Raw genomic sequence first — 26,513 nt, 5'->3', positions numbered from 1 at the left:
AACACGTCATCAGTGCCTGAGTTTAGTTCAAAGGTAGCGGGGCACGCCGGGTTGGGCCATACAGGCAAATACGATGAGCCACACTGACGGATACACACGTCGACAACTACTCACGCTGGCTGCCGGTGCTTCGGCGGTTTTCACCTTCGATCAGGTGTTGGCAACCTCTGCGCCGTCGACGGAAACAGGAGGCAAGACCATGCTGACCCGCGCTATTCCATCCAGTGCCGAGCTATTGCCCATCGTCGGGTTGGGCACGTATCGCGGCTTCGATGTCCAGCCTTCCAGCCCCGCCTACAAACAATTGCCAGAGGTGCTCAGCGCTTTGTTCAAAAAGGGCGGAACCCTCATCGACAGCTCGCCGATGTATGGCCGCGCCGAACAGACCACCGGTGAATTGCTCTCGATTCATGAGCCACGCTCGCCAGCCTTTCTCGCCACCAAGGTGTGGACCCGTGGCCGCGAGGAAGGCATCGCGCAGATGGAGCAGTCCTTCAGCCTGCTGCAAACCGACCGCATTGACCTGATGCAGATCCACAACCTGCTGGACTGGCAAACCCATTTGCCGACCTTGCGCGAATGGAAGGAGCAAGGTCGGATTCGCTACATTGGCATCACCCATTACACGCCGACGGCCTACGAGGAATTGGAAGCGGTGCTCAAGGCCGAGTCCCTGGATTTCTTGCAGATCAACTATGCGCTGGACGATCGCGGTGTCGAAAAACGTATCCTGCCGCTGTGTCGCGAACGCGGGGTGGCGGTGATCTGCAACCGGCCCTTCGGTGGCGGTGGTTTGCTCAAACGCCTGAAAGGCAAGCCGCTGCCCGGGTGGGCTGCGCAAGTGGGGATCACCAGTTGGGCGCAACTGGCGTTGAAGTTCCTGTTGTCCCATTCGGCGGTGACCTGCGTGATCCCCGGTACCGGCAATCCGCGTTACATGGCGGACAATGCCGGTGCCGGTTTCGGTCCGATGCTCACGGGGGCGCAGCGCGAGCAGCTAATCGATATCGTGCGTTAGGTGTGAGAGTAAAACCGTTGCGGGATGTCTTGCGCAAACGGGTAGAGAGGGAAGTAAGGCCGGGCTTCATCGATCACCCGCTGCACGGACGGCCTGCTCATCAGCGTGTCGAAATAGGCGCTCAAGTGGCCGTATTCATCAGGAATTCGCTCAAGCGTACTGGCATAGAAAAGCGCCGGGGCTGCTGCGCAATCGGCCAGGCTGAAGTCGTCGCCAGCCAGCCAGGTGCTGTTCGCCAATTGGCGGTCGAGCATGCCGTACACAGTCTGTAGTGTGGAGCGCGCCTGAGTCAGATTGCCGTTCGCACCGATGATGCGGTCCAGGACAATTTGTTGCAGTGGGGTCTGAAGATAGTTGTCGCAGATCCGGTCCCACAGACGGACCTCCAACGCCGTGTCCCAATTGGCCGGAATCAAGCGGTTTTGCCCGGCAAAATAATGATCCAGGTATTCAATGATGATCGTGGACTCCGCCACGTCGAACTGGCCGGTGTGATCGCGGAAAACCGGGAATTTGCCGATCGGCCAGAGCGCCTGCAACTCTGCTTTCTCGGCAGCGTTGCCCAGATCAATGATCCGTTTTTCGAAGTCGACAGCGTGTTCATAGAGCGCGATCAGCACTTTGTGGCAGTACGACGACAGCGGATGGTAATAAAGCGTCAGTGACATTTTTCAGCTCCTCCGGGGGAAATGGCTTTCCTCAGCATAGTCGCCGTCCGCGAGGGTTAAATGGCGGTGCTAGACTTTCCAGTTTGGACCGATCAGCCCTCACTGGTGGTGTGAGGACGATAAAGCGGGAGGTATTTCATGACTGCTCAATCGCTGGACAGGGAGCACATCAGCGTTGTCATTCGCAATTATGTAGAAGGGATGGTGTTCGCCGACGAAGTGCTGCTGCGGCACGCGTTTCATCCCGCGTGTCGCATCATTGGTCACTACCATGGCGAGCTGGAATGGTTATCGCTGGATGACTTTATCAGCGCGATCAAGGCCGAAGGACCGGCGCCCAAAGAGATCAAACCGTTCTGGGAAATGATCAGTGTCGATATCACCGGGGATGCCGCCGCCGTCAAAGTGATGGATGACTACATGGGCATGCGCTTCACGGATTATTTGTCGTTGCTGAAAATCAACGAGCGCTGGATGATCGTTAACAAGCTCTACTTCTTCCACGAGTAAAACCGCTGCCTGGGAACCAACGACTCCCAGGCAACGTAATTCGCTTAGCGGCGGTCCAGCCACACGGTCTGCGCATTGCAGAACTCGCGAACCCCGAAGTGCGACAGCTCGCGGCCGAAACCGCTTTTCTTCACGCCGCCAAAGGTCACGCGGGGGTCGGAAGCGCTGTAGCCATTGATGAACACACCACCGGTTTCCAGTTCGCCGGCCATCTGTTGGGCGAGTGCGACATTGCCCGTAAAAATGGTTGCAGCCAGGCCGAACTCACTGTCATTGGCCAGTTCCAGCGCATGTGCGGTGTCCCGCGCCGTGATGATCGACGCGACCGGGCCAAACAATTCCTGTTTGAACGACGTCATCTGATCGGTGACATTGGCGAACACGGTCGGCTCATAGAAGTTACCGGAGCCTACAGCCTTCTTGCCACCCATCAACAGTGTTGCGCCTTCTTCCAGGGTGGCACGCACTTGTTGATCCAGTTCATCACGCAGATCAAAACGGGCCATCGGGCCGAGGTAAGTGTTGGCGGCCAGAGGATCGCCGACCACCAGTTTGCCCGTGGCTTCGACGAACTTCCGTGTGAACTCCTCGACAATCCCTTGCTCGACGATCAAGCGCTTGGCCGCCGCGCAGACTTGCCCGGTGTTCTGGTAGCGGCCGATGACGGCGGCTTTGACCGCTTCATCGAGGTCTGCATCGTTGAGCACGATGAACGGATCGGAACCGCCCAGTTCCAGCACGCATTTCTTCAGCGCGGCACCGGCCTGAGCACCGATGGCCATGCCGGCGCGCACGCTGCCGGTGAGGGTTATTGCCGCGATACGAGGGTCGGCAATCGCCGTGGAGACGCCCTCAGGCGTGACGTTCAGCACCTCGAAAACACCTTGAGGGAAATCGGCGTTCTTGAAGGCTTCCAGCAGCAGATAAGCGCTGCCCATCACATTGGGAGCATGTTTAAGCACGTAGGTATTGCCAGCGATCAGCGCTGGAACAGCACCGCGCAGCACCTGCCAAATCGGGAAGTTCCACGGCATCACCGCGAGAATAGGTCCGAGCGGACGGTATTCAATGCGCGCCTTACCGCCTTCAACCAGCGTCGGTTCGGCGTTGAGCATGGCCGGGCCGTGCTCGGCGTACCACTCGCAGAGCTGCGCACACTTCTCGATTTCGCCGCGGGACTGGGTGATCGGCTTGCCCATTTCCAGGGTGATCATGGTGGCCATTTTGTCGGCACTGTCGCGCAATGCCCGAGCCAAGGCGACTAGCAATTGTGAGCGTTGCTCGACGGCTGTTTTGCGCCAGACGCGAAATCCGCCAGCAGCCCGCGACAAGGCGGCTTGCAGAGCCGATTCGGACTCGAAAGGGTAATGGCCGATCTGTTCGCCGGTGGCCGGGTTGATCGAAATCGCATGGGTAAGGTTGGAAACGCTGGTCATGGCACCGTCCTGCTGGGTGGGAATGCGCTCAGGTTACGGTGGTGTTTGTTTTCTGGAAACTGAATAATACTGAGCATAACGTTCACGTTTGGAGAATGATTTGGATCTGGTTCAGCTGGAGATTTTCAAGGCAGTTGCCGAGCACGGCAGCATCAGCGTCGCCGCGCAGCACATCCACCGGGTGCCTTCCAACCTGACGACGCGGATCAAGCAGCTGGAACTGGATCTGGGCGTGGACCTGTTTATCCGCGAGAAAAGTCGACTGCGTTTGTCGCCGGCCGGCTGGAGTTTTCTCGACTATGCCCGGCGCATTCTCGACCTGGTTCAGGAAGCCCGCGCCACCGTGGCGGGTGAAGAGCCGCAAGGCGCGTTTCCGTTGGGGTCGCTTGAGAGTACGGCGGCGGTGCGTATTCCCGAACTGTTGGCCGCCTACAACCAGAAACACGCCAAGGTTGAACTGGACCTGTCCACCGGCCCCTCGGGGACCATGATCGACGGCGTGTTGTCAGGCCGTCTGGCCGCTGCGTTTGTCGACGGTCCGGTGCTGCATCCGGCACTGGAAGGCGTGCCGGCGTTCGAAGAAGAGATGGTGCTGATCGCGCCGCTCAACCATCCGCCGATCCATCGTGCGCAGGATGTGAATGGCGAAAACATCTACGCCTTCCGCTCCAATTGCTCGTACCGGCACCACTTCGAGAGCTGGTTTACCAAAGACGCCGCAGTGCCTGGCAAGATCTTCGAAATGGAGTCCTATCACGGCATGCTCGCCTGCGTCAGCGCCGGTGCCGGCCTGGCGTTGATGCCGCGCAGCATGCTGGAGAGCATGCCGGGGTGCACCACGGTGAGTATCTGGCCGTTATCGGAATCGTTCCGGTATTTGCGCACCTGGCTGGTCTGGCGCCGAGGGACGGTGTCACAGAGTTTGACCATGTTTGTGCGATTGCTGGAAGAGCGTGGGGTGGTGCAACCACAACCCTGAACCCACCCGATACCCCATGTAGGAGCTGGCTTGCCAGCGAAAGCGGTGGGCGATCACAGGGAGCGGCGGGGGTAGCCATTTCATTAGGGGACCGTGTTGGTCATGGGGTCGCCATCTCCTCGGCCTGGCCGGCAAACCATTGCATGATCAGCGCGCATGCCGGATGGGACGCGGCTGAGGGTTGCAGGCACAGTGAATAGAGGCCTCGGGTCTTCAAGGGGCGGCCGAACGGGACGATGAGCACGCCACGCTCGATCGATTCCTCAGCCAGGGTCATGTCCGTCATCGCCACCCCCAGACCGCGCGCGGCGGCGTCCAGCGCCAACTCATCGAGGTTGAAGGGGATATGCCGGTAGTCCTCCAGCGACTGGCCGCCATTGGCTGCCAGCCAATCGATCCACGCTTGCTTGTCCGCCGAACGATGCAGTAGCGCGAAGTTGCTCAGATCTTCCACGCAGGCCAGCGGCCGGGTCGGACTGCCGAGACCGGGGGCGCACACTGGAATCAGCGCTTCTTCGAACAGGGTCAGGCAGGCAGGATCACTGGACGGCTCTGGCAGATAGAGGATGTACGCGTCACTGTCGCTGGCCGGCTCGACGATCTCGGTCGCCACAGTCTCGATCGACAGGGAAACATCCGGGTGATGGCGATAGAAGTCGCTCAGTTTCGGCAGCAACCAGCGAACCGCCAGCGACACATGCATGCGAATGCGGAAGGGGCGTTTTTGCGGGGATAGCCGATCTTCGAGAGTTTTCAATTGCTCAAGGATGGTGCGCGCGCTGCCCAGCACCCATTCACCCTCCGACGTCAGGCGAAGGCTGCGGCTGCTGCGCACAAACATCGACACGCCGAAGTGGCTTTCCAATTGCTGTATTTGTCGGCTGACGGCGCTTTGGGTCAGGCACAGCGTGTGCGCCGCCTGAGTGAAGCTGCCGGCTTCAGCGACTACCACCAGCGCCTGCAAGGCCTGGAGACTGGGTGCGTGGCGAATTTTATCCATGCGTTTTCAGAATGGCTCAATGATTTTATAACGTTGGTTGTATCACCGAAGACCTAATAGATTCTAGCCCTGACGGCCGCCATCAATCATCGTCTATGCGATTACCGCATGCGCAGGCCGGGAACGACACTCCAGGCAGGTGATGCATGAAAAATGAATGTGGCTGGATCGCGCAAACCGACAGCGTACCGGCGCGTGAGCGTCTGAGCGGTTCGCAAAAAGCCGATTGGCTGGTGATCGGTGCCGGCATTACCGGCCTGAGCGCCGCCCATGCCCTGGCACGATTGCACCCTCAGGCGCGCATCGTGGTGGTCGACCGCCAGCGCTCCGCGCAAGGCGCTTCGGCACGCAATTCCGGCTTTGTGGTGGCCCACGAACATCCGACTAACGACGAGTTAATTGGCAATTGCGGGTTCGCCGAGTTTGAAGTGGACACCACCATTTCTCGCGCCGCCCGTGCAGAAGTCAGCGAGATGATTGCCCGTCACGGCATGGAGTGCGACTTTAGGGACTCCGGCTATTTCTTCGCCGTCAGCGATCCCGGCAAGTTGACCCACGTCGAGGCCAAGCTGCAAACGCTGCGCGCACTCGGGGCTTCTGCGCAGTTTCTGGAAGGTGAACAACTGGCTCAAAAACTCGGCACCCGGCATTACCGTGCGGCGATTTGGTGTGGCAAAGGCAACGCGTTGCTGCAACCGGCGAAGTACGTGAAGGGTTTGCTTGATGCGCTGCCCCAGACGGTTACGGTTTACGAAAATACCGACATCAGCAGCCTTGAACGTCTGGATAAAGGTGGTCTGAGGGCCAACGGAGTCGAGGGCAGCATCGAGGCGAAACGGGTGTTGGTCTGCCTGAACGCCTTTGTGCCGCGTGCAGGCATTCAGGACAGCGGCACGTTTGCCATGGAGCTCAGCGCAAGCCTCACGCGACCGCTGACCGACGCCGAATTTCGCGATATGGGCAATGTCGAACCCTGGGGCGTTTTATCCACTCGTCCCCTTGGCGCCACGGTGCGGCTGACCCCGGACCGCCGCGTGATGATCCGCAACACGGCGGAATACCGCTCGCGGGATTTGTCCGCCAGTGAGTTGTCGATCCGCCGCCAACACCATGTGCTCGGCTTGCAACGACGTTTCCCTTGGCTGGGCGAGCAAGACATCCAATACACCTGGACCGGTCACCTCAGCGCCTCGCGCTCCGGGCAGCCGTATTTTTCACAGGTGCAAGAGGGGGTATTTGCCGTGGCCGGTTGCAATGGTTCTGGTGTGGCACGCGGCACCCTGTGGGGGCGACTGCTCGCCGAACTGGCGTCGGGCGTTGATTCGCCGCTGCTCGATTCGGTGATGCGCAGGGCACAACCCGGCTGGCTGCCGCCCCGACCACTGCTCGATATCGGTGCCATGCTGCGAATGCGCGTAGAGGCCATCCGGGCAAAGTCAGAAATCTAGAAATCCGGTTACCACAAAAGAACAAAAAGGTGATTCAACATGCGCGTTAACACGATGCCCTTGATGGTCCTGCTCTCCTCGTTTTCGGCAGCCACGTTTGCCGACGAACAGGTCAATATCTCCAACTGGAACGGTTATATTGCCGACGACACCCTGGTCAACTTCACCAAGGAAACGGGGATCAAGGCCACTTACGATATTCACGACAGCAACGAAGTGCTGGAGTCCAAGTTGATGACCGGGAACACCGGTTATGACGTGGTCAGCCCGTCGAACCATTTCCTGTCCCGACTGATCAAGGCCGGTGCGATTCAGAAACTCGACAAGAGCCAATTGCCCAACTGGAAAAACCTTGACCCGGCATTGATGAAAAAGCTCGAAGTCAACGACCCCGGCAACCAGTACGGCTATCCGTATATGTGGGGCACTGCGGGTATTGGCTACAACGTCGAGAAAATCAAAGCGATCTTCGGCAACACCGATGTCACCCGTTCCTGGAGCCTGTTTTTTGATGAAAACAACATCAAGAAACTCAGTCAGTGCGGCGTGGCGATTATCGACAATCCGACGCAAGTGCTGCCGATCACCCTTAATTACCTCGGCCTGCCACCGCACAGCCATGAACCGGCGGACTACAAGAAGGCCGAGCAGGCTTTGCTCAAAATCAGACCCTACGTGCAGTATTTTCATGCCTCCAAATACATCAGCGATCTGGCGAACGGCAATGTCTGCGCGGTGATCGGTTTTAATGGCGACGTGGTGCAGGCCGCTGCCAGCGCCAAGGAAGCCAATAACGGTATCAACATCGCCTATTCGATTCCGGACGAAGGCTCGACGCTGTGGTTCGACATGGTGGTCATGCCCAAGAGCGCGCCACACGAGAAGAATGGCTACACCTACATGAACTACCTGCTGACGCCGCATGTGATTGCCAACATCAGCAACAGCATCCACTACGCCAACCCCAACAGTGCCGCGGATGAGTTCGTTGAGCCCGCCGTGAAGCAGGACCTGGCGATTTACCCGCCAAAAAGTGTGCTGGATAAGTTGTTCACCGTAGAGGAATTGCCGGCGGCCATCGCACGGTTGAGTACCCGGTTGTGGACCAAGTTGAAGACCAATACCTGATTGCTGTTTGGCCTTGGGTTCCATCGTAGGAAGCCAAGGCAATGTGTCCTCGGCCACGTCGCTTCGATAGTTCCATCAAGTGATTGAGCCAAGGGGGGATTTTCTTCTACTTCTCCCCAGTGCTGGAAGCTTTTGCCCACCAATGAAACGTTTGGAAAAACACATTCAGGCCACCCGTGAGGCCATGATCTTGTAGTCCGCGTCCTACAAAAACTTAGGAGTTGCCGCCGTTAACCTACAGCCGCACCTGCGCAAACTTCGCCGCCTCTTCTTTGTTGTTGTCGGTGGATCACCATGTTTGCGTTGGGTATGCGGTTGTCTCGGTTGTCGGTTTCGGTATCGAGTGCTTTGTTGGTGTTGGGGGCTATGCCGGGTGAGGCTGAGGCTACTTGCTATTGGTACTCCGGTTGCTACAAGACGACACAGTCTTGGGATCTCAATAATGATACCACGGTATTTTTCGGCAATAACGGCGTGTTCAGTAACAGTAGCGTAACTAATAGCCAAGTCGAGCTCCACGATACGGGGCGGGCAACGGGCATCACGGTCAAAGACAAGGGATTTCTGGAGGCCGGAGAGGACAGTTTGATCGAGGACAGTACTCTGCAAGTCGGTGGTGAAATTGAAGTGCAGGGCTCGGCCAAGGCCATTCGCATCACCGTCGAGGGGGGAACCCTGGAGCTCTATGAAAACGCTGTGGCCGAGGACAGCACTGTAAAAAAAGGTCGCATATTCGTAGACAACTCGGCCAAAGCCATTGGCACCACCGTCGAAGACAACGGGGAGCTGAATGTCTTCCACAATGCTGAAGCCCATAAAAGTGTTGTGCAAGCAGGCGGTCGACTTCAAGTCGAGAACACAGGAAAAGCAGTTCACACCACAGTGCAAGGTAAAGGGCGACTGAACGTCTACCACAATGCTGAAGCCCATGACAGCATTGTGCAAACAGGTGGTCGCCTGGAAGTCGGCGACTCGGGCAAAGTCATTCGCACCATCATCGACGGAGGAGTGTTGGATCTCTCCGACGGCAGTGTGGCCGAGGACAGTACTTTAAAAAATGGGCATATGAACCTATTCCACTCGGCCAAATCCATTCGCACCACGGTCGCAAAGGGCAACTTGTATGTCGGCGATAGCGCTGTGGCGGAGGACAGCTCTGTGGAAGGAAGTGGATTTATAACTCTGACTGGCAAGGCTAAAGCCCTTCGGACCACCGTCGACAGCGAGAATGGCTTGTATCTCGACAATAACTCTGAGGCCGAGGACACCACGGTCAATAGAGGTCGAATATCTGTAAGCGTCTCAGCCAAAGCCACTCGCACCACGGTCAATGACGGGGGGGCGATGCTGCTGGAGAAGGGGGCCGAAGCCATTGACACAACCATCCATCAGGGCGGCGAGTTGAACCTCAGGGGCAACGCGGCGCTCAGTGGAAACAATCAATTAGATGGCGACGTCAGTTTTGCTAAGCTCGACGGCTTTCACACGCTGACCATCAATGGTCCGCTTAGCGGCAACGGCCGCTTCTTGATGAGCACTGATCTGGCGTCCCGGCAAGGTGATTCGCTCAAGTTGCACGGGGCGGTCAGCGGAAACCATACGTTGGTGGTTGCCGACTCAGGCAATGCGCCTGCCGACGCGCAGCAGGGTTTGATGCTGGTGGATGGCAATGGCGGTGATGGTAACTTCAATCTGTTTGGTAATTACGTTGATGCTGGCGCCTATCGTTTCCAGTTGCAGCAGGAAGATAATGACTGGTATCTGGCCAGCCTGAACTCTCCAGAGGTGCCAATCACGCCCGAGGTGCCAATCACTCCAGAAGTGCCGACCACGCCCGAGATGCCAACTACTCCAGAAGTGCCGACCACGCCCGAGGTGCCAATCACTCCAGAAGTGCCGACCACGCCCGAGGTGCCAATCACTCCAGAAGTGCCGACCACGCCCGAGATGCCAACCACTCCAGAAGTGCCGACCACGCCCGAAGTGCCAATCACTCCAGAAGTGCCGACCACGCCCGAGATGCCAACCACTCCAGAAGTGCCGACCACGCCCGAGATGCCAACCACTCCAGAAGTGCCGACCACGCCCGTCGTGCCGAACGCACCTGACGCACCTAACACGCCGGTCGTGCCTAATGATATTCCCAAACCGAAACCGCCTGTACCCAAGGCGCAAACCCTGAGTAAAGGCGCCAACGCCGCCGTGGCCAATCAAGCCGCCGGTGCCGCCTTGATCAGTGCCCAGATGAACGCCACTACGGCGCATTTCGCTGAGCTGCGATCCGGTAAGGACAAAGGTGGCATCTGGACTCGTACCTATGGCGCCAAACAACGTGTGGATACCGGCACCAGTCGTGCCTTCACGCAACAGCTCAACGGCCTGGAAATCGGCGCCGACACCGCCGTGTCCCTCGACGAGGGGACGCTGTACGTGGGTGGTTTGATCGGCGAGGGTCGTGGCCGGCAAGATTTCGGCGAGGCCAGCAAAGGCAAGATCGACAGCACCACGCTCGGCGGTTATGCCAGCTACCTGGACCGCAGCGGGTTGTATGTCGATGGCGCACTGAAATACAGCTATCTGACCAACGACATCAACATCACCAGCAACCTCGGCGACAAGGTCAAGGCGGACTACAAGAATCACGCCGTGAGCGCAGACGTTCAGCTCGGTCAACACCTCGAACTGGGTCAAGGCTGGTTTGCCGAACCCCAGGTCGGGATGCAAGTCGCGCACATCAGTGGCGGCCGCTACACCGCCAGCAACGGCTTGAGCGTCGAGCAGGATTCGATGGTCTCAGTGCAAAGTCGCGTCGGCGGGACATTAGGGCGTGATCTGCAACTGGCAAACGGCGTGGCCGTCAAACCCTATGCCAAAGCGACCTGGGTCACCGAGCATGCGGGCGACAGTCACGTAAAGGTCAGCGGTGCGAAGCTCGACAGTCGCCTGCCGGGTTCCCGTGCCGAAATGGCAGGCGGAGTCATGGTGGCCGCGGCGGACAAACACAACGTCTTCGCTGAAGCGGGCTACACCAAAGGCAACAACATCGAGCAGCCTTGGGCGGCGACCGTGGGTTATCGCTACAACTGGTAATTCAGCGTAAGGCGGTAGTCGCTGTCGAAGCTTTCGGCAGCGGCTACAGGCAATTTCACAGCGCGCGTTTCGGCAGTTTCCAGTTAGGTCGAATGAAGTGACAGGTGTAACCGTTGGGCACTTTTTCCAGGTAATCCTGATGCTCCGGTTCGGCCTGCCAGAACGGGCCAGCGGGCACGATTTCTGTCACGACCTTGCCAGGCCACAGGCCGGAAGCATCCACATCCGCTGCCGTGTCCTCGGCCACATCGCGCTGTTCCTCGTTGAGATAGAAAATCGCCGAACGGTAGCTGAGGCCAACGTCGTTACCCTGACGATTGGTGGTCGAAGGGTCGTGAATCTGGAAGAAAAACTCAAGAATCTGGCGATAGCTGATCACCGCCGGATTGAACACGATCTCGATGGCTTCCGCGTGGGTGCCATGGTTGCGGTAAGTGGCATTGGGTACATCACCGCCCGAGTAACCGACCCGTGTCGAGAGCACGCCGGGGATTCGTCTGATCAAGTCCTGCATGCCCCAGAAGCAGCCGCCGGCCAGAATTGCGGTTTCGGTTTGCGTGGTCATTGCACTCACTCCTCAGTATTCATCGATTTGATCAAGTTGTTACGCAGCGTCACGATCGCTTTTTGCATTTGGACGAACTCGTCCGGCGTCAGACCTGTCGCGCCGGCGAGGCCCATTTCCGGGCGGCCTTCGCGCAGACCTTTGCCTTCCTTGGTCAGGTTGATCCGCACCTGACGCTCATCCTCGGGATCGCGCTGGCGCTGCAGGTAGCCCATCGCTTCGAGCTTTTTCAGGATAGGCGTGAGGGTGTTCGACTCAAGAAACAGCTTTTCACCCAGGCTGCCGACGGTCTGATCATCTTCCTCCCACAACGCTACGATGGTGATGTATTGCGTGTAGGTCAGGCCGAGTTTTTCCAGGATCGGCTTGTACGCCTTGCCGAAGGCGAGGTTGGTGGAATAGACCGCAAAACACAGAAAGTCAGAGAGCTTGGGGCTCGTGGGTGCCGCTGGGGCGGTGGGTTTCATCTGTCACCTCATTCGTCGAAGACTGCTGTCGCGCAAGGCTGAAATATACCTCGTGTGCGATGGTGTCGTAAGGGCGGTAACTTCAAAAATGATCAACGGCCAGTGGCGGGCTCGACTCAGTGCCGAACCCGCCGCGCCGTGATTTACGCCGTGAGCACGTTCAAGTCCACGTCGATGTTGCCTCGCGTTGCTTTCGAGTACGGGCAGATTTGGTCAGCAGTGTGGGCCAGTTTTGTCGCGACCTCGTGCGACAGGCCAGGTGCGCGCAGCGTCAATCGTGCTTGGAGGGAGTAGGCCTCACCGGTCTGGCCCAGGTCGACTTCGATGTCGACCGACAAATCCGCTGGCAGCACCACGTTCATGTCATTGGCGACCAGCCCGACGGCGGCGGTGTAGCAGGCCGACCAGGCGCCGGCGAACAGTTGCTCGGCAGTCGGGTGCGGCTGGGTCGCAGCAAACACGTGCGCTGGCGTGGTGTTTCCGGGCGACGAGAGCGCGATATCAAGGCTGCCGTTGTGGCCGCGCGAAGTGTGGCCGTTGCTGCTGGCGGTGGTGTGGGTTTTGCCGGTGGCCAGGACTTTTTCAATCTTGCTCATGGTGATTCCTTAAAAATTCGGTAATTTGTGTTTCGCATACGCTTACATCGTATGCGATATATGTGGGGTTTTAGACGCCAATGACTGGCTCGGTTACACGGTGCTTCAAGCCGTGAGGACGTTAATGGCCACGTCGATGTTGCCGCGCGTTGCTTTCGAGTACGGGCAGATCTGGTCAGCGTCGTGTGCCAGTTTTGTCGCGACCTCGTGCGACAGGCCAGGTGCGCGCAGCGTCAATCGTGCTTGGAGGAAGTAGGCCTCACCGGTCTGGCCCAGGTCGACTTCGATGTCCACCGCCACATCCGAGGGCAGTTCGACGTTCATTTGCTTGGCGGCGAGGCCGACGGCGGCGATGTAGCAGGCCGACCAGGCACCGGCGAACAATTGCTCGGCTTTAGGGTGTGGCTGGGTGGCTTCGAACACATGTGCAGGCGCTGCGTTGCCAGGCGAAGAAAGCTGGATGTCGACGGTGCCGTTATGGCCGCGCGAAGTAACGCCAGCAGCGCTCATTTTGGTGTGAGTCTTGCCGGAGGCCAGGACTTTTTCGATCTTGCTCATGGGATGAATCCTCAACGTTGCAGTAGGTTTGATATTGTGACGCGTACGTTTGTATCGTACGCGATGTAATAATAGTCCCGCAGACCCCCACCGGTGTCAAGGGGGAGTAGGGCGCGTTCGCGACGAGTGGTCAGAAACGAAAAAGCCCGCTTAACGCGGGCTTCGGATTTCGAGTAGGTGGCCAGTGCTGGTTTCTGGCTTACAAGGTTTATCAGGACTCTGACAGAACAGTGTTATGTACTTCTGCTTCACACGGCGTAAGGGCTGGATCTCAGCGCGGAGATCTTTCTAACCGTGTACCCTTCGGGACGTGCCCCACGTCTCCTTGCTATCCGCTTGCGCATCAGTCTGCGTCTTCACCTACATCTTCAGAATAGCAAAGCGTGCGCGGTGTAAAGCGTGCTTTTTAGATCGATTTGATCCTGGCAAAAAAGCCGCAGGACGGAAAAATACTATCGGTACAGCCTGCCCCCAAAAGACAGGCTGTCACCGCAGGCCGGATCAAATCAGATTGATCTCGACGTCGATGTTGCCGCGGGTCGCTTTGGAGTACGGGCAGGTTTGATGGGCGGCGTCCACGACGGCCCGGGCGACCGCCTGATCGAGGCCCGGAAGGCTGACAATGAGGCGTGCCTGGAGGAAAAAAGCGTTGTCGGTCTTGCCCAGGTCAATTTCAGTATCCACGGCAACGTCGCTCGGCAGAGTCACCTTCAACGCAACCGCCGCCTTACCCATTGCGCCGATAAAACAGGCCGACCAACCCGCCGCCAGTAGCTGTTCCGGATTGGTGCCGCTGCCAGACGAGCCGGGCGGGGACAGCTTGATGTCCAGGCGTCCGTCCGAACTTTTCGACTGACCGTCACGGCCGCCGGTGGTGTGGGTTTTTCCGGTGTACAGCACTGTATCGATTTGATTGATCATGGCAGGTTCCTGCTGAGGGTAGAGGGCTTCATCATTCAAGTCGCAGGGTTCTGGGAAACCCTTGCGACGAAGCCCACTTTTGCATCCTCATGTCGTGCGTATGTGTCTTGAACCGGCCGTTATGTATCGCTGTGTAAGATCCGCGTCGAACATACAGATCAATACAAATCTGCGCGTCGTCCTTCAAACCTGCACGAGAGGTCATTCAGCAAGCAAACGAAAACCGGGAAAGCGAGTTCTTTTTCATTAAGATCAAGAACGTCTTTCCCGGTTTTCCGTGAAGCGCTTTTTTATGAGTGAGTCAGGTTTGACGTCACATCATTAGTAGAACCGATCAATCACCCGAACTTCGTTCTGGTTCTGCAGCGATGCCCATGCCTGTTTCAGCGTGTGCAGAACATTACCGATGAAGTCCTTGTCGGCCGCCGCTTTCTTGCCGACATAGCCCTGGCCGCGACGGTACATCTTCAGGCGGGCGAGCAGGTTCTGGTTGTTCTGGTCGAACTCCGCTTCATGAGCGTGAGGCGACAGGCAGTCGATATGAACCTGGCCCGATTTGCTGATCCACAGAATGTGGCTGTCGAGGCTGTCTTTTTGCGCCGCGAACATACGAGCCAGTTCATCGATAGTAGGTTGGTTGTTCAGATTCATAATATGCCCCTTGACCATTTGGTGATTTTTCAAAGTTGAGTCGCTAATACAAGTAGCCCATCGGTTAGTTGATCCCTGGCACCGAAACCAGGACGTCAGCGGTCGGCCGTCGAATTCAACGGGGGTCCCGCGTCTGTTGCATGTAGTCGTGTTGAATAACTGCTACGCGTTAGCGTCACAACGAAGAGAAGCAGCGATAACCTTCTGGCCACTGCCGACTTTTGAGGGTCGGCCACAAGCTTCATGAGGATTGATCGCCAGCGCTTCTCGTCCTTGTACTGGACGTTCGGGCCAGGTCAGCTTCTTCAATCTGCCTTGTGGGCAGCGTGTATCCGGGAAAAACAGCTCGGCGGTCAGACGAGCTTGCTCAAACATGTTGCGGTACTCCCGATCGGGGAGATGTCTGCATCATGCAAGGGCAAATCGGAGGCGTCAACCACTATGTAGTGAATATTTTAATGCACTACATATTGTCGGACAAAACGGATTGGAATGAAAAAGCGAGGGCGGAACACGTCCGTCAGGCCGACGGCTGCGGGCTCTGGAAGCGGTAGAACGTGCAGGGATAACCGTCTACTGGCTGCTGATGCAGGGTGAATTGATTGCCCGTGAGATCAGGCATCACTTTGGCCCAGAACCGCCGTGCAGGCGGGTTCGCATCGATATGGAAAATCTGCCATTGACCGGGGAATTGGCTCAAGAGGGTGGAAGCGACAATCTTCGCGACTCCTTGGCCACGGAAGCGCCGACTGACAAAAAAGTAGCCGATGTTGTACTCGGCGCCGTCGATGTGGGTGTCGTTATCCACGGTCACGAAACCGGCCAGCTCACCGTCCACTCTGATCAGAAACGGTTGGGTCGCGGGGTTGCGCCAATAATCCTGTTTGGGCTGGATACTAAAAAAACCATGCTCCCCCAGTTTCAGTGGCAGCCATTCGCTGAAGTCGTAGACGTAGAACTGCATCAGGTTTTCGAGGGTGTCGAGGTCGTCGCGCTGGGCGGCGTGTAACTCTATCGAAGGCATTTGAAGACGCTCCAGATTGCGCAGGGCCGTCCGTGGTCCGGTCAGGATCTTTCAGCGCGATGCGAAGTCATACTTTGCGCCTTTCCTGAGCGCGAAGAACACTAGACCATCACCGTCCGTTCGAAGTGCAATCAAGCCTTGCTTGTCGGTTTCGCTGTGCGTTTGGTGCCCGTCGAGGGTTTGCGTGTCGCCTGTTTGCGTTTTTTCTTCCACGGTGCAGCACCACTACCGGCCGGGCTGGCCGGCCCGCTGATGGTCAGGCTCAGACCCGCGCAACGGGCGACTTGCTTGCTCATCCACGCGGCCTGTTTGGTGACGAATTCTTCCAGGCTCATTTCGCCGCTCTGCACCATATCCAGCGCCTGTTCCCAGATCGCGGTGGTGCCGGGGTCGGCAATTGCGCGGGGCACGGCATCGATCAGGCTGAAGGCCGCTGGGGTGGCGGCCAGTGCTTTGCCGTTCTTGATCAGATAACCCCGGTCGAGCAGGCCCTGGATGATCGAGGCGCGTGTCGCCTCGGTGCCGATGCCGGTGGTGTCCTTGAGCTTCTGTTTGAGCAGCGGATCTTCCACCAATTTGGCCACGTTCTTCATGGCCTTGATCAGGTCGCCTTCGGTGAACGGTTTGGGTGGTTGCGTCCACAGGTCCTTGAGCTTCACGTCAGCCACCGCGCAATCGAGCCCTTCGGCCAATGCCGGCAGGGTTTGTGGCGCGGGCGCCTCGCGACCCTTGGCGGGCGCCAGGGCTTCCGGCAGGGCACGTTTCCAGCCGGGCTCGACGATCTGCTTGCCAACAGCGCGCAAGGCTTCACCGGCGCAGTTGAAATCCGCCTGGGTACGGTCGTATTCATGATTGGGCAGGAACTGCGCCAGATAACGGGCGCGGATCAGTGTGTAGACCGCCCGCTGTTTGCCCACCAGCCGATCCAGATTCTTCGCCGCCACCGTCGGGATGATGCCGTGGTGAGCCGTGACCTTGGCATCGTTCCAGGCCCGTGAGCGCCGTTGCGGTTCCAGGTAATCGTTCAGCGCGTTCAGGGACGGATCGGCCTGGCGCAAAGCAGCGAGAATCCCCGGCGCTTCACTGTGCTGACTCAACGGCAGAAAACCGCAATCGCTGCGGGGGTAGGTGATGACCTTGTGGGTTTCGTAGAGCGCCTGGGCGATGTCGAGGGTTTCCTGGGCGCCGAGCCCTAACTTCTTCGAGCAGACTTCCTGCAAGGTGCCCAGGTCGAACGGCAAGGGCGCCATTTCACGCATGCGCTCGGTGCGCAGTTTGATCACGCGTGCAGTCGCTGCATTGCCAATCGCTTGGGCGGCGTCTTGCGCCAGGGCCTGGTTCAGGCAGCGGTCCTGATCGTCGCAAACATCGGAGGCAGCGCGCCACTGTGCCGTGAACGCCGTGCCGTCGTGCAACAGTTGCACGTCGATGGCCCAGTAAGCCACGGGGACGAAATCGGCAATGCTGCGATCACGGTCCACCACCAGCCGCAACGTGGGTGTCTGTACCCGCCCCACCGGCAACACGCCCTGGTAACCGGACTGACGCCCCAGCAGCGTAAACAACCGGCTCATGTTCATCCCGATCAGCCAGTCGGCGCGGGAGCGGCCCAACGCCGAATGATAAAGGCTGAAGGTCTCAGCCCCTGGCTTGAGCGCGGCCAGTGCCTTGCGGATCGACGCATCGTCAAGCGCCGACAACCATAGCCGGCGGATCGGCCCACGATAACGGCAGTGCTCGACCAGTTCGCGGGCGATCATCTCCCCTTCGCGGTCGGCGTCCGTGGCGATCACCAACTCATCGGCTTCGCCGAGCAAGCGTTTGACGGCTTTGTACTGGCTGGCCGTGCGCGGCTTGACGGTCATCTTCCATTTTTCGGGAATAATCGGCAGGTCCGCCAGTACCCAGCGTTTGTAGCGCGCGTCATAGGCGTCCGGCGGTGCGGTTTCGAGCAAATGGCCGATGCACCAGGTCACCGTGACGTCTGTTCCCAGCCAGCAGCCATCGCCCCGACGCTTGGCGCCGAGCACGGCCGCAATGTCTTTGGCCTGGGAAGGTTTTTCACAGAGGTACAGCCGCATAACCACCATCGTTCATCAAGTGCGCAAGAGGCGCACAGAATGGCCGCAGATGAGCAATCGATCAATCTTTATCTGTATGGATGTACAGCAAGTCTGTTGCGTTTGTTTGCTGCCGCCCACACGGCCCGTTCGGCTGCGAGCCCGTGGTGAAGGCGAATTTTGGGTTATACCTGACAGGTGTGGTCTCAGGTTTTGGGGCCGCTGCGCGATCCATCGCGGGCAAGCCGGATCGCCGCACCGCACGCTCTTACAGGTTCATCACTGTCATGAGGAACGTATTCCATGAAAAGTTCCGGTCCTAGTCCTGTCATTACCATCGCCGAGCAGCCGGGCTGCCTGCTGGTGAAGTTTCATGGCATTCAGGTGGCCGCGTCCGCGCGCGCACTGGTGTTGTTGGAAGCCAATTACCCGCCGGTGTATTACGTGCCGCGAGAGGACATCGACGAAAAGTATTTCGCCCGCACCGACCACACCAGCTATTGCCCCTACAAGGGCGATGCCAGCTATTTCAGCTTGCAAGTCCCAGGGCATGAAGGCGCCAATGCGGTTTGGAGTTACGAGAATCCTAAAATATCCGTTGAGCAGATACGCGAATATGTGGCGTTCTACCCGGATCAGGTGAAGTTCGAGTTACTGGACGCCGAGGTCTGAGGATCGTTTTCCCAAGGTGTGTGGCGAGGGAGCCCCTCGCCACAAAACCCCGTCAGTTTTTATCGAGATCGACGTTTTTGGTCTCGCGCAAACAGATCATTCCCACTACCAGGCTCACCGCGGTAATCACCACCGGGTACCAGAGCCCGTAAAAGATGTCCCCGGTGTAGACCACCAACGCAAACGACACGGTCGGCAGGAACCCGCCAAACCAACCATTACCGATATGGTAGGGCAGTGACATCGAGGTGTAGCGGATGCGCGTCGGGAACAATTCGACCATCAACGCCGCCAGCGGCCCATAGCACATGGCCGAGATGATGATCAGGATCACGATCAGCGCGACGATCATCGGTTTGTTGATTTGCTGCATGTCAGCCTTTGACGGATAGCCGGCGAGGGTCACCGCTCCACGCAGGGCCGCTTCGTCGAAGCCTTCCAGCGTCACGTCACCGACACTGACCTGCACGCCGCTACCAGCGGGTGCGGCGGCGCTGGCGTACGGCAAGCCTTGCTTGACCAGAAAGGTTTTGACCTTGTCGCACGGGCTATCAAATTTCGCCTTGCCCACCGGGTCGAACTGGAACGTGCACGTTGCCGGGTCCGCCAATACGGTGATCGGCGCCTGACGGCTGGCCTGGTCAATGGCCGGGTTGGCGTAATGCGCCAGGGATTTGAAGATCGGGAAATACAGCGCAGTGGCCAACAGCAGGCCGATCATCAGCACCGGTTTGCGTCCGACCTTGTCCGACAGCCAGCCAAAGAAGATGAAGAATGGTGCGCCGATGATCACGCTGACGATCAGCAGGCCGTTGGCCAAGGCCGGGTCCATTTTGAGGAATTGAGTGAGGAAAAACAGCACGTAAAACTGCGCGGCGTAAAAGGTCACCGCTTGCCCGGCGTTGATGCTGAACAGGGCAATCAGCACGACTTTGAGGTTTTCCCACTTGCCGAAGGAATCGCGCAGCGGCGATTTGCAGAGTTTGCCTTCGGCTTTCATTTTCACGAAGGCGGGCGATTCGTGCAGGCTCAGGCGAATCCAGGTCGAGATGCCCAGCAGAATGATCGAAAACAGAAACGGAATGCGCCAGCCCCAGACTTCGAACTGGTCGCCGGTGAAGTAGCGGCAGCCGAGCACTACCAGCAGCGACAGCAACAAGCCGAGGGTCGCGGTGGACTGAATCCAGCTGGTGTGGAAACCGCGTTTACCGATGGGGGCGTGCTCTGCGACATAGGTGGCAGCGCCGCCGTATTCACCGCCCAGGGCCAGGCCCTGAAGCATCCGCAGCGCCACGAGGATGATCGGCGCGGCGATGCCGATGCTCGCGTAGGTCGGCAGCAAGCCGACGCAAAAGGTCGCCAGGCCCATGAGCACGATGGTCGCGAGGAACGTGTATTTACGCCCGATCATGTCCCCCAAACGTCCGAATACCAAAGCGCCGAAGGGCCTCACCACAAAGCCCGCCGCGAAGGCCATCAGCGCAAAAATGAACGCCGTGGTGTCGTTGACCCCGGCAAAAAACTGTTTGCTGATTACCGCCGCCAAGGCGCCATAGAGGAAAAAGTCGTACCACTCGAAGACCGTCCCGAGCGATGAAGCAAAGATGACTTTGCGGGTGTCGCGGCTGATCGTTTCGACCGGCACGGCTTCTAGAGGCTGAACATGTTCTGACATATCGGTATCCCTCTCAGTGATTGTTTTTGTTGTTCCACTGGTGTTGCGTGTTCCTTGCAGGGGTAAAGCTCAATGCCGCGAACAACGTTCAATCCCTGGAGGACTGCAAAAATTCCCTGTGGGAGCGAGCCTGCTTGCGATGGCGTTGTGTCAGACACCATCAATGTTGCAGTTCCACCGCTTTCGCGAGCAAGCTCGCTCCTACAGGGGCTGTGTTGGCGGTAGTTTCGAGTATTAGTTGCGCCGCTTTTTCAGCAATCATCAACGTCGGCGAACAGGTATTGCCCGAGGTGATGCGCGGCATGATCGAGGCGTCAGCTATGCGTAATCCAGGAATGCCGTGGACCCGTAACTCGGCATCAACCACCGCGTCAACGTCGTTGCCCATCCGGCAGGTGCCCACCGGATGGAAAATGGTGGTGCCGATCTGCGCGGCGGCTTCGTGCAATTCTTCTTCGGTCTGCAAGCGCGCACCGGGCAAATACTCGACCGGATTGAAGGCGTGCAGCGCCGGTGCGGCAACGATGCGACGGGTCAGACGAATGGCGTCGGCCGCCACGCGCAAGTCCTCCGGGTGGCTCAAATAGTTCGGCTGGATCAGCGGCGCGTCCTGCGGATTAGCAGAACTGATGTCCACCCGGCCACGGCTTTGCGGCCGAAGATCGCAGACCGAAGCGGTAAAGGCAGGGAAGGGGTGCAACGGTTCGCCGAAACGCTCCAGAGACAACGGCTGCACGTGGTATTCGAGATTGGCCGAGGTCTGTTCCGGCCCCGAGCGGGCGAAGGCCCCTAGTTGACTTGGCGCCATGGACAGCGGGCCGCTGCGGTCATACAGGTAGCGCAGGCCCATGCCCATTTTGCCCCACACGCTGGCGGCGATCTGGTTCAGTGTCCGGGCATTTTCCAGCTTGTAGATCAACCGCAGTTGCAGGTGATCCTGAAGATTACCGCCCACCCCCGGCAGCTCATGGGCCACGCCGATCCCGAGTTTTTGCAGCAGCGGACGAGGGCCGATTCCGGAGCGCTGGAGGATGCCTGGTGAACCGACGGAGCCGGCACACAGGACGATTTCCTTGCGCGCCTTGAAGGTTTTCGCCTGACCTTGCCAGCGTGTGATGACCGCTGATGCGCGGCCGTTTTCCAGTAGCACGCGGTCCACTTCGACGTCGGTCAGCACCGTGAGATTGGCGCGATGGCGAATCGGTTTGAGAAACGCCTTGGCTGCGTTCCAACGGACCCCGGCCTTCTGATTGACCTGAAAGTAGCCGCAGCCTTCGTTATCGCCCTGGTTGAAATCATCAATGCTGGCGATGCCGCTTTGCTCTGCAGCGCTACGGAAGGCATCGAGAATCGGCCACGACAACCGCTGACGCTCGACCCGCCAGTCGCCACTGGCGCCGTGAAATTCAGAGTCGCCGGCAAAATGGTTTTCGCTCTTTTTGAACAGCGGCAACACGTCGTTCCAGCTCCAGCCCGGATTGCCGTCCGCGGTCCATCGATCATAGTCGCCCGCCTGGCCGCGCATGTAGATCATACCGTTGATCGAAGAACAGCCGCCGAGTACCTTGCCGCGCGGGTAACTCAGGGTACGACCTTGCAGGCCGGGTTGCGCCTGGGTTTTGAAGCACCAGTCGGTGCGCGGGTTGCCGATGCAGAACAGGTAACCCACGGGAATGTGAATCCACGCGTAGTTATCGCGGCCACCGGCTTCGAGCAACAGCACCCGGTGTTGCGGGTTGGCCGACAGCCGATTGGCCAGTAAACAACCGGCCGGCCCGGCGCCGACCACGATGTAGTCGAATTCATCCAGGAGAGTCTGCATCCCTGACCTCGTCTTGTTGTTCTTGTTGTCAGTCATCCTAGTTGTTAGCTTTCGGCAAAAGAATGTTAGTTTTTGCGCAGCCGCTGTGCGTTTTTAAACAGCCTTGCCTCAAGGACGGATCATGTTCGACTGGAATGACCTGCGGTTTTTTCTCGAGTTGCAGCGCAGCGGGCGTTTGCTCACCGCTGCCCGCCGTTTGAACACCACCCACGCCACGGTCGCCCGGCACATCGAGGCCATCGAAAAGAGCCTCGGCACCGCGCTGTTTGTCCAGCATGCCCAGGGTTACGAAATGACCCCGGCCGGCGAGGCGCTGCTCAAACATGCCGAAGCCATGGAAAACGTCGCGTTGCTGGCCCAGGAAGAAATCACCCAGTCCACCGCGCCGCTGGGCAAGATTCGCGTCGGCGTCACGGAAGGGTTGGGCATCATGTTCCTCGCCAGCCGCATGAATGGCCTGTTCGAACGCTATCCCGGGCTTGAAGTGGAACTGGTGGCGGTGCCGCGCTTTGTCAGCATCCTCAACCGCGAAGCCGAAATCAGCATCCACCTCGAACGCCCGGCCGCTGACATGCTGGTCACCCGCAAACTCACCGACTACCGACTGGGGCTCTACGCCAGTCAGGCGTATCTCGACCGATCACCGCCATTGCACAGCCGCGAAGACCTCGGCCGCCATGCCTGGATTGGCTACGTCGACGACTTGCTGTTCAGCCAGGAACTGATGTTCCTCAACAGCTTCTGCCGCAATCCGCGCGTGGTGTTCCACAGCACCAGCGTCATCGCCCAGCAACAGGCTGCGCGTTCCGGGTTGGGCATCGCGGTGTTGCCGTGCTACATGGCGATTGCTGATCCGGATCTGGTGCCGTTGTTGCCAGATGAAAGCATCGAGCGCAGTTACTGGATCAGTACCCGGCGCGAACTGCACAAGTCGGTCAGGCTACGGGTGGTTTGGGATTATGTGGTGGGGTTGTGTGAGGCGGAGCAGGGGTTGTTGCTGGGTTAGCGTTCGGCAGCCCATCAGCCACTGGCTGGATCTGCTTGGAACGACTGAGCAGGGCAGGCAGCGCATGTTTATGCCCTTCCAATACCCCCAGATAAAACACAATCTCCAAGGAGTGAGCCTGCTCGCGATAGCGGTGTGTGAGCCAACATCGATGTTGAATGGGCTGCCGTCATCGCGAGCAGGCTCACTCCAGGGATTTCATTAGCCTGACGCAGTGAGTAATTCCTCCATTTCGCAGACGCTTAAACAGCAAAAATCTTGCCTGTTTAAACGAAGCCTCCTGTTACCACCCAAAGGCTACAACGCCTTGCGCCATCGCCTACAGGTAAGACAGAATCCGCCGGCTTGTGCGTCTGGGACACGGGTTCTATCGTGGCTGGGTCACTGAAAAACAGTGATCGGGTTTGGTAGCCCGGTTTATGCCTAGATGCGTGGCGTCACCTTGCACAGTCGTTTTTTAAGACTTTGTTTTTATGGTGGTCATGCGTGGGGCCCATTCGTGGGCGCCGGGTTCTAGTGCGACCGGTCTACCAACCTGCGTATGGCCGCCACCTTTCGTTTGGTAGCGAGGGTGATGGCTCCTTTGAATATTCGCGCTAGAGGTTCCATGATCAAACCAACACCCAATCCACCGGAAACCGATCCGGCATCGCCCTACGAATCCCTCGATTTCAAAAAATTCCACGAAGCGGCCGAACGCGCCCTCGACCACTACCTCAACCCGGCCGCCCAAATCATGGCCAGCACCCACGAACCCGAACCCATGTTCCTCGCCAACCCCAAGTACGACACCGAATCCCTGCTGGCCAACGCCAGCGAATCACTGGGCTCGGCCACCACCATGCTGAGCAATTTCGCGGCGTTATTGGACAACTCACACCGCAAGACCCTGCAGGGGATTACGCAAGTGGTCATGTTGGGGGAATTGGCGGTGAATCAGGCGTTGGATAAGGTTGAGCTGAAGGAGTAAGCACGACCCTCTGTGGCGCGGGGTTAGTTCCTCGCCACAGAGAAGGATCACCGGTTATCCCTGGCTACCAGCCGGCCCGATGCGCCTGGCTATCGGTTCAGCAGAGGTGCCAGCAATGCACACATACCGCGCCAGTGCGAACCTTCCCAGTAAACCCGTTGGCAAGCGTCGCAGCGCAGAAAGTGCGAATAGAGGGCGCCAATGCGTGGCGGCACCTGCGGTCGAGCCAGTTCCGGGCTGATCTCGTGCAGCGGCAGGTTGCAGTGTAGGCACAGGCTGAATGGCCGCGCGCTGCGCGCCAGGTCAAGGCGCTCATACAATTCGCGCAGCTGCAGCGACGGCTTCAGGGCATGCACGTAACAGCCGTGGCTGATGATCCGCCGCTTGAGCAGTGCGCGATCGCGGGTTAGCACGATGCGTCCTTGCTGCGCCGCGATCTCGGCGATCTCGCCATCCTCGAAGCCATTGTCGTAAAGGGTATCGAAGCCGCTCATGCGCAGCAGGTTGGCCAGCCCGCCAAGGTGCGCGTCAGCGACGAAGCGCAGCACCCGTAAAGGTTGCGCACGAACCTTCAGCAGCGGGCTGATGTCCAGCGCCTCGAACTTGGGATACACCGCCAGACGGTCACCGTCGAAGATCACCCGCTCGAAGCCCACCGATTCACCGTTGAGCAGCACCAGCTCGACCTCGGTGTGCGGTATCCCGAGCGCCTCGATCATGTGCTTGACCGTCGCCCCTTGCGCGCACTTGCAGGTGAAGGACTGCCGCCGCCGTTCGGCCGGCAGGAAATCGTTGAGCTCCTCGTAGAAGCGAAAGGTTGCACTGATCATGTTTAACAGTATGGCAGGGCTGCAAGAACAGCGCCTTTTGGCCGGACATCTTGAGACGAGTTTGGTCAGAGCCCTTTCGGAGGAGCCCCGTCGCCGAAAATTGGGGGAGGCAAAGTCTTCAGAGAGACTTGAACACTCGCTGAACGATTTAGCCAATCTGTTGCATTGACCGGTTGGATCAACAGCCTAAAGCCGTCAGTGGACGGAGCAATATCAAATGAGTTGCTATGCTTTGTCTGTTGCCAGTCTCTGGTGGCAGCATCGTGAAAGGAGGCGTTTGAGATGCAACTCATCACGTTGAAAATCGATAAGCCGGATGTAACGAACTTCATTTTGGGTCAGACGCACTTTATCAAGTCCGTCGAGGACATCCACGAAGCATTGGTCAATGCCGTGCCAGGTATCCAGTTTGGCGTGGCCTTTTGTGAAGCCTCTGGCAAATGCCTGCTGCGATGGTCTGGCACCGATACCTCTATGATTGAGCTTGCACAGAAAAATGCGAAAGCCATCGCCGCAGGCCATAGTTTCATCATTTTCCTGGGCGACGGTTTCTATCCGCTGAACGTGTTAAACACCATCAAAATGGTGCCAGAGGTATGCCGTATTTTTTGTGCAACCGCCAATCCAACAGAGGTGATTCTCGCTGAGACGGAACAAGGGCGAGCCATTCTGGGCGTAGTGGATGGCTTCTGTGCCAAAGACATTGAAGGCGACGACGACATCCTGTGGCGCAAGAACTTGTTGCGGCAGATTGGCTACAAACTGTGAATTGCAGAGAATCATTTAATAGCGAATCCATTCACTGATCCGCAGATCCCGTAACGGCGAAAATGTTGCAGGGCACTTGATAGGCTGTGGATTCGACCGGTCGACAACGATGACGCTGGCTGTTTAAATTTGCGGCCTACTCAGTTCAAGGTATCTCCCCTGAATGACTGATTCCATCCAGGGCAGCTGCCTTTGCGGCGCCGTTAAATACCGGATCTTGTCACAACCCCAAGCGCTTTCTCACTGCCATTGCAGCCAATGCCGCAAAAGCCACGGGGCAGCTTTCGCCAGCTATGGCAGCGTGTTGCGTGATGATTTGCAACTTACTCAGGGTGCCACCAGCATCACGTCGTACCAGTCTTCTGAATCAGCATCTCGTCAGTTTTGCCGTCAATGCGGTTCGACGCTGTTCTGGTCGGCGAGCCAGGGTGAATACTCCGACTGGATTTCGATAGCGTTAGGGACTTTGGACACAACATTCCCCTCGGTTAAACAAAAACACGTTCAGGTGAAGTCCAAGGCCTCGTGGTACGAGATTCTGGATCAGTGGCCACAACACCCATGAGCACAATGGGTCGATTGCATCCCTTTGCAATCGGCCAAGAAACAGACACTTCATTGATCCGTTGATATTCTGTGTGACCGATAGGG

Annotated in this window: 26 protein-coding genes; 11 read left to right on the top strand and 15 right to left on the bottom strand. The window is 58.2% G+C overall.

From position 1 onward, the window contains the following. Positions 1 to 73 precede the first annotated feature (73 nt). Positions 74 to 1,018, top strand: a complete 945-nt coding sequence (locus AC3ISI_RS15735) for an aldo/keto reductase (RefSeq protein WP_489332751.1) — start codon at positions 74 to 76, stop codon at positions 1,016 to 1,018. Here the strand turns inward: AC3ISI_RS15735 and AC3ISI_RS15730 are convergent. Next, a complete protein-coding gene (locus AC3ISI_RS15730; RefSeq protein ID WP_489332750.1) occupies positions 1,015 to 1,686 on the bottom strand; it encodes a glutathione S-transferase family protein in 672 nt (223 codons plus the stop codon). The genes AC3ISI_RS15735 and AC3ISI_RS15730 overlap by 4 nt on opposite strands. A gap of 138 nt (positions 1,687 to 1,824) precedes the next feature. Between AC3ISI_RS15730 and AC3ISI_RS15725 the strand changes: the two genes are divergently transcribed. After that, positions 1,825 to 2,196 carry a nuclear transport factor 2 family protein gene (locus AC3ISI_RS15725; protein WP_489332749.1) on the top strand — a complete coding sequence of 124 codons (372 nt, stop codon included), beginning with the start codon at positions 1,825 to 1,827 and terminating at the stop codon, positions 2,194 to 2,196. A 44-nt stretch (positions 2,197 to 2,240) separates the two neighbouring features. On the opposite strand, the gene AC3ISI_RS15720 is transcribed toward AC3ISI_RS15725, so the two are convergent. Continuing rightward, positions 2,241 to 3,632, bottom strand: a complete 1,392-nt coding sequence (locus AC3ISI_RS15720) for an aldehyde dehydrogenase family protein (RefSeq protein ID WP_489332748.1) — start codon at positions 3,630 to 3,632, stop codon at positions 2,241 to 2,243. Positions 3,633 to 3,732: 100 nt separating this feature from the next. On the opposite strand from AC3ISI_RS15720, the gene ptrR reads away from it, so the two are divergent. Next, complete coding sequence (ptrR, locus tag AC3ISI_RS15715; RefSeq protein WP_489332747.1) at positions 3,733 to 4,611, top strand: putrescine utilization regulator PtrR; 879 nt, start codon at positions 3,733 to 3,735, stop codon at positions 4,609 to 4,611. Positions 4,612 to 4,711: 100 nt separating this feature from the next. Here ptrR and AC3ISI_RS15710 read toward each other — a convergent pair whose 3' ends face one another. Then, positions 4,712 to 5,611 carry a LysR substrate-binding domain-containing protein gene (locus AC3ISI_RS15710; RefSeq protein ID WP_489332746.1) on the bottom strand — a complete coding sequence of 300 codons (900 nt, stop codon included), beginning with the start codon at positions 5,609 to 5,611 and terminating at the stop codon, positions 4,712 to 4,714. A 146-nt stretch (positions 5,612 to 5,757) separates the two neighbouring features. On the opposite strand from AC3ISI_RS15710, the gene AC3ISI_RS15705 reads away from it, so the two are divergent. The 3 genes from AC3ISI_RS15705 to AC3ISI_RS15695 all read left to right on the top strand — a co-directional run bounded on the left by AC3ISI_RS15705 (position 5,758) and on the right by AC3ISI_RS15695 (position 11,277). Then, positions 5,758 to 7,059, top strand: coding sequence for an NAD(P)/FAD-dependent oxidoreductase (locus AC3ISI_RS15705; RefSeq protein ID WP_489332745.1), 1,302 nt, complete (start codon positions 5,758 to 5,760; stop codon positions 7,057 to 7,059). Between the two features lie 39 nt (positions 7,060 to 7,098). Further along, positions 7,099 to 8,187, top strand: a complete 1,089-nt coding sequence (locus AC3ISI_RS15700; RefSeq protein ID WP_489332744.1) for a polyamine ABC transporter substrate-binding protein — start codon at positions 7,099 to 7,101, stop codon at positions 8,185 to 8,187. A gap of 294 nt (positions 8,188 to 8,481) precedes the next feature. Continuing rightward, positions 8,482 to 11,277 (top strand): autotransporter outer membrane beta-barrel domain-containing protein, encoded by a 2,796-nt coding sequence (locus tag AC3ISI_RS15695; protein ID WP_489332743.1) that lies wholly within the window; start codon positions 8,482 to 8,484, stop codon positions 11,275 to 11,277. Positions 11,278 to 11,332: 55 nt separating this feature from the next. On the opposite strand, the gene msrA is transcribed toward AC3ISI_RS15695, so the two are convergent. The 9 genes from msrA to AC3ISI_RS15650 all read right to left on the bottom strand — a co-directional run bounded on the left by msrA (position 11,333) and on the right by AC3ISI_RS15650 (position 18,140). Continuing rightward, positions 11,333 to 11,842 (bottom strand): peptide-methionine (S)-S-oxide reductase MsrA, encoded by a 510-nt coding sequence (gene msrA, locus AC3ISI_RS15690; RefSeq protein WP_489332742.1) that lies wholly within the window; start codon positions 11,840 to 11,842, stop codon positions 11,333 to 11,335. A 5-nt stretch (positions 11,843 to 11,847) separates the two neighbouring features. Continuing rightward, positions 11,848 to 12,309, bottom strand: coding sequence for a MarR family winged helix-turn-helix transcriptional regulator (locus AC3ISI_RS15685; protein WP_489332741.1), 462 nt, complete (start codon positions 12,307 to 12,309; stop codon positions 11,848 to 11,850). A gap of 143 nt (positions 12,310 to 12,452) precedes the next feature. Further along, positions 12,453 to 12,905: an Ohr family peroxiredoxin gene (locus tag AC3ISI_RS15680; protein WP_489332740.1), complete on the bottom strand. Its 453-nt coding sequence runs from the start codon at positions 12,903 to 12,905 to the stop codon at positions 12,453 to 12,455. Between the two features lie 105 nt (positions 12,906 to 13,010). Continuing rightward, entirely contained in the window at positions 13,011 to 13,463 is a 453-nt protein-coding gene (locus tag AC3ISI_RS15675; protein WP_489332739.1) for an Ohr family peroxiredoxin, read from the bottom strand. A gap of 501 nt (positions 13,464 to 13,964) precedes the next feature. Next, the gene (locus tag AC3ISI_RS15670) at positions 13,965 to 14,384 is read right to left on the bottom strand and encodes an organic hydroperoxide resistance protein (protein ID WP_489332738.1); all 420 of its coding nucleotides are present in this window, start codon (positions 14,382 to 14,384) and stop codon (positions 13,965 to 13,967) included. A 321-nt stretch (positions 14,385 to 14,705) separates the two neighbouring features. Then, positions 14,706 to 15,035, bottom strand: coding sequence for a hypothetical protein (locus AC3ISI_RS15665; protein WP_489332737.1), 330 nt, complete (start codon positions 15,033 to 15,035; stop codon positions 14,706 to 14,708). A 162-nt stretch (positions 15,036 to 15,197) separates the two neighbouring features. After that, positions 15,198 to 15,410 (bottom strand): hypothetical protein, encoded by a 213-nt coding sequence (locus AC3ISI_RS15660; protein ID WP_223511233.1) that lies wholly within the window; start codon positions 15,408 to 15,410, stop codon positions 15,198 to 15,200. Positions 15,411 to 15,555: 145 nt separating this feature from the next. Continuing rightward, positions 15,556 to 16,059, bottom strand: a complete 504-nt coding sequence (locus tag AC3ISI_RS15655; RefSeq protein WP_489332736.1) for a GNAT family N-acetyltransferase — start codon at positions 16,057 to 16,059, stop codon at positions 15,556 to 15,558. 131 nt (positions 16,060 to 16,190) lie between these two features. After that, complete coding sequence (locus tag AC3ISI_RS15650; protein WP_489332735.1) at positions 16,191 to 18,140, bottom strand: DNA topoisomerase III; 1,950 nt, start codon at positions 18,138 to 18,140, stop codon at positions 16,191 to 16,193. Positions 18,141 to 18,422: 282 nt separating this feature from the next. Here AC3ISI_RS15650 and AC3ISI_RS15645 point away from each other — a divergent pair, with 282 nt between their 5' ends. Further along, entirely contained in the window at positions 18,423 to 18,791 is a 369-nt protein-coding gene (locus AC3ISI_RS15645) for a DUF427 domain-containing protein (RefSeq protein ID WP_489332734.1), read from the top strand. A 52-nt stretch (positions 18,792 to 18,843) separates the two neighbouring features. Here AC3ISI_RS15645 and AC3ISI_RS15640 read toward each other — a convergent pair whose 3' ends face one another. Then, on the bottom strand, positions 18,844 to 20,466 hold the full coding sequence (locus tag AC3ISI_RS15640; protein WP_489332733.1) for an MFS transporter: 1,623 nt from the start codon (positions 20,464 to 20,466) through the stop codon (positions 18,844 to 18,846). Between the two features lie 160 nt (positions 20,467 to 20,626). Continuing rightward, on the bottom strand, positions 20,627 to 22,288 hold the full coding sequence (locus tag AC3ISI_RS15635) for a GMC family oxidoreductase (RefSeq protein ID WP_489332732.1): 1,662 nt from the start codon (positions 22,286 to 22,288) through the stop codon (positions 20,627 to 20,629). Positions 22,289 to 22,409: 121 nt separating this feature from the next. Here AC3ISI_RS15635 and AC3ISI_RS15630 point away from each other — a divergent pair, with 121 nt between their 5' ends. Together AC3ISI_RS15630 and AC3ISI_RS15625 are read left to right on the top strand one after the other, a co-directional pair. After that, positions 22,410 to 23,294, top strand: a complete 885-nt coding sequence (locus tag AC3ISI_RS15630) for a LysR family transcriptional regulator (protein ID WP_489332731.1) — start codon at positions 22,410 to 22,412, stop codon at positions 23,292 to 23,294. 607 nt (positions 23,295 to 23,901) lie between these two features. Continuing rightward, positions 23,902 to 24,264: a DUF6124 family protein gene (locus AC3ISI_RS15625; RefSeq protein ID WP_489332730.1), complete on the top strand. Its 363-nt coding sequence runs from the start codon at positions 23,902 to 23,904 to the stop codon at positions 24,262 to 24,264. An 89-nt stretch (positions 24,265 to 24,353) separates the two neighbouring features. Here the strand turns inward: AC3ISI_RS15625 and AC3ISI_RS15620 are convergent, their stop codons facing one another. Further along, entirely contained in the window at positions 24,354 to 25,094 is a 741-nt protein-coding gene (locus AC3ISI_RS15620; RefSeq protein WP_489332729.1) for a Mut7-C RNAse domain-containing protein, read from the bottom strand. 282 nt (positions 25,095 to 25,376) lie between these two features. On the opposite strand from AC3ISI_RS15620, the gene AC3ISI_RS15615 reads away from it, so the two are divergent. Together AC3ISI_RS15615 and AC3ISI_RS15610 are read left to right on the top strand one after the other, a co-directional pair. After that, positions 25,377 to 25,862 carry an adenosine-specific kinase gene (locus AC3ISI_RS15615; RefSeq protein ID WP_489332728.1) on the top strand — a complete coding sequence of 162 codons (486 nt, stop codon included), beginning with the start codon at positions 25,377 to 25,379 and terminating at the stop codon, positions 25,860 to 25,862. Positions 25,863 to 26,025: 163 nt separating this feature from the next. Continuing rightward, positions 26,026 to 26,427 (top strand): GFA family protein, encoded by a 402-nt coding sequence (locus AC3ISI_RS15610; protein WP_489332727.1) that lies wholly within the window; start codon positions 26,026 to 26,028, stop codon positions 26,425 to 26,427. Positions 26,428 to 26,513 lie beyond the last annotated feature (86 nt).

This window comes from Pseudomonas sp. GL_139_B (assembly GCF_057834475.1).
The sequence above is the reverse complement of the archived record's forward strand: the minus strand, read 5'-3'. Positions and strand labels throughout refer to the sequence as shown.

Excerpts from the sequence above, each read along its gene's own strand:
- AC3ISI_RS15730 (WP_489332750.1), bottom strand. The coding sequence starts at position 1,686 with ATGTCACTGACGCTTTATTACCATCCGCTGTCGTCGTACTGCCACAAA.
- AC3ISI_RS15735 (WP_489332751.1), top strand. The coding sequence starts at position 74 with ATGAGCCACACTGACGGATACACACGTCGACAACTACTCACGCTGGCT.
- AC3ISI_RS15675 (WP_489332739.1), bottom strand. The coding sequence starts at position 13,463 with ATGAGCAAGATCGAAAAAGTCCTGGCCTCCGGCAAGACTCACACCAAA.
- AC3ISI_RS15685 (WP_489332741.1), bottom strand. The coding sequence starts at position 12,309 with ATGAAACCCACCGCCCCAGCGGCACCCACGAGCCCCAAGCTCTCTGAC.
- AC3ISI_RS15655 (WP_489332736.1), bottom strand. The coding sequence starts at position 16,059 with ATGCCTTCGATAGAGTTACACGCCGCCCAGCGCGACGACCTCGACACC.
- AC3ISI_RS15645 (WP_489332734.1), top strand. The coding sequence starts at position 18,423 with ATGAAAAGTTCCGGTCCTAGTCCTGTCATTACCATCGCCGAGCAGCCG.
- AC3ISI_RS15725 (WP_489332749.1), top strand. The coding sequence starts at position 1,825 with ATGACTGCTCAATCGCTGGACAGGGAGCACATCAGCGTTGTCATTCGC.
- AC3ISI_RS15630 (WP_489332731.1), top strand. The coding sequence starts at position 22,410 with ATGTTCGACTGGAATGACCTGCGGTTTTTTCTCGAGTTGCAGCGCAGC.
- AC3ISI_RS15720 (WP_489332748.1), bottom strand. The coding sequence starts at position 3,632 with ATGACCAGCGTTTCCAACCTTACCCATGCGATTTCGATCAACCCGGCC.
- AC3ISI_RS15625 (WP_489332730.1), top strand. The coding sequence starts at position 23,902 with ATGATCAAACCAACACCCAATCCACCGGAAACCGATCCGGCATCGCCC.
- AC3ISI_RS15615 (WP_489332728.1), top strand. The coding sequence starts at position 25,377 with ATGCAACTCATCACGTTGAAAATCGATAAGCCGGATGTAACGAACTTC.
- AC3ISI_RS15650 (WP_489332735.1), bottom strand. The coding sequence starts at position 18,140 with ATGCGGCTGTACCTCTGTGAAAAACCTTCCCAGGCCAAAGACATTGCG.
- AC3ISI_RS15695 (WP_489332743.1), top strand. The coding sequence starts at position 8,482 with ATGTTTGCGTTGGGTATGCGGTTGTCTCGGTTGTCGGTTTCGGTATCG.
- AC3ISI_RS15680 (WP_489332740.1), bottom strand. The coding sequence starts at position 12,905 with ATGAGCAAGATTGAAAAAGTCCTGGCCACCGGCAAAACCCACACCACC.
- AC3ISI_RS15710 (WP_489332746.1), bottom strand. The coding sequence starts at position 5,611 with ATGGATAAAATTCGCCACGCACCCAGTCTCCAGGCCTTGCAGGCGCTG.
- AC3ISI_RS15700 (WP_489332744.1), top strand. The coding sequence starts at position 7,099 with ATGCGCGTTAACACGATGCCCTTGATGGTCCTGCTCTCCTCGTTTTCG.
- AC3ISI_RS15665 (WP_489332737.1), bottom strand. The coding sequence starts at position 15,035 with ATGAATCTGAACAACCAACCTACTATCGATGAACTGGCTCGTATGTTC.
- msrA (WP_489332742.1), bottom strand. The coding sequence starts at position 11,842 with ATGACCACGCAAACCGAAACCGCAATTCTGGCCGGCGGCTGCTTCTGG.
- AC3ISI_RS15620 (WP_489332729.1), bottom strand. The coding sequence starts at position 25,094 with ATGATCAGTGCAACCTTTCGCTTCTACGAGGAGCTCAACGATTTCCTG.
- AC3ISI_RS15640 (WP_489332733.1), bottom strand. The coding sequence starts at position 20,466 with ATGTCAGAACATGTTCAGCCTCTAGAAGCCGTGCCGGTCGAAACGATC.
- AC3ISI_RS15705 (WP_489332745.1), top strand. The coding sequence starts at position 5,758 with ATGAAAAATGAATGTGGCTGGATCGCGCAAACCGACAGCGTACCGGCG.
- AC3ISI_RS15670 (WP_489332738.1), bottom strand. The coding sequence starts at position 14,384 with ATGATCAATCAAATCGATACAGTGCTGTACACCGGAAAAACCCACACC.
- AC3ISI_RS15635 (WP_489332732.1), bottom strand. The coding sequence starts at position 22,288 with ATGCAGACTCTCCTGGATGAATTCGACTACATCGTGGTCGGCGCCGGG.
- AC3ISI_RS15660 (WP_223511233.1), bottom strand. The coding sequence starts at position 15,410 with ATGTTTGAGCAAGCTCGTCTGACCGCCGAGCTGTTTTTCCCGGATACA.
- AC3ISI_RS15610 (WP_489332727.1), top strand. The coding sequence starts at position 26,026 with ATGACTGATTCCATCCAGGGCAGCTGCCTTTGCGGCGCCGTTAAATAC.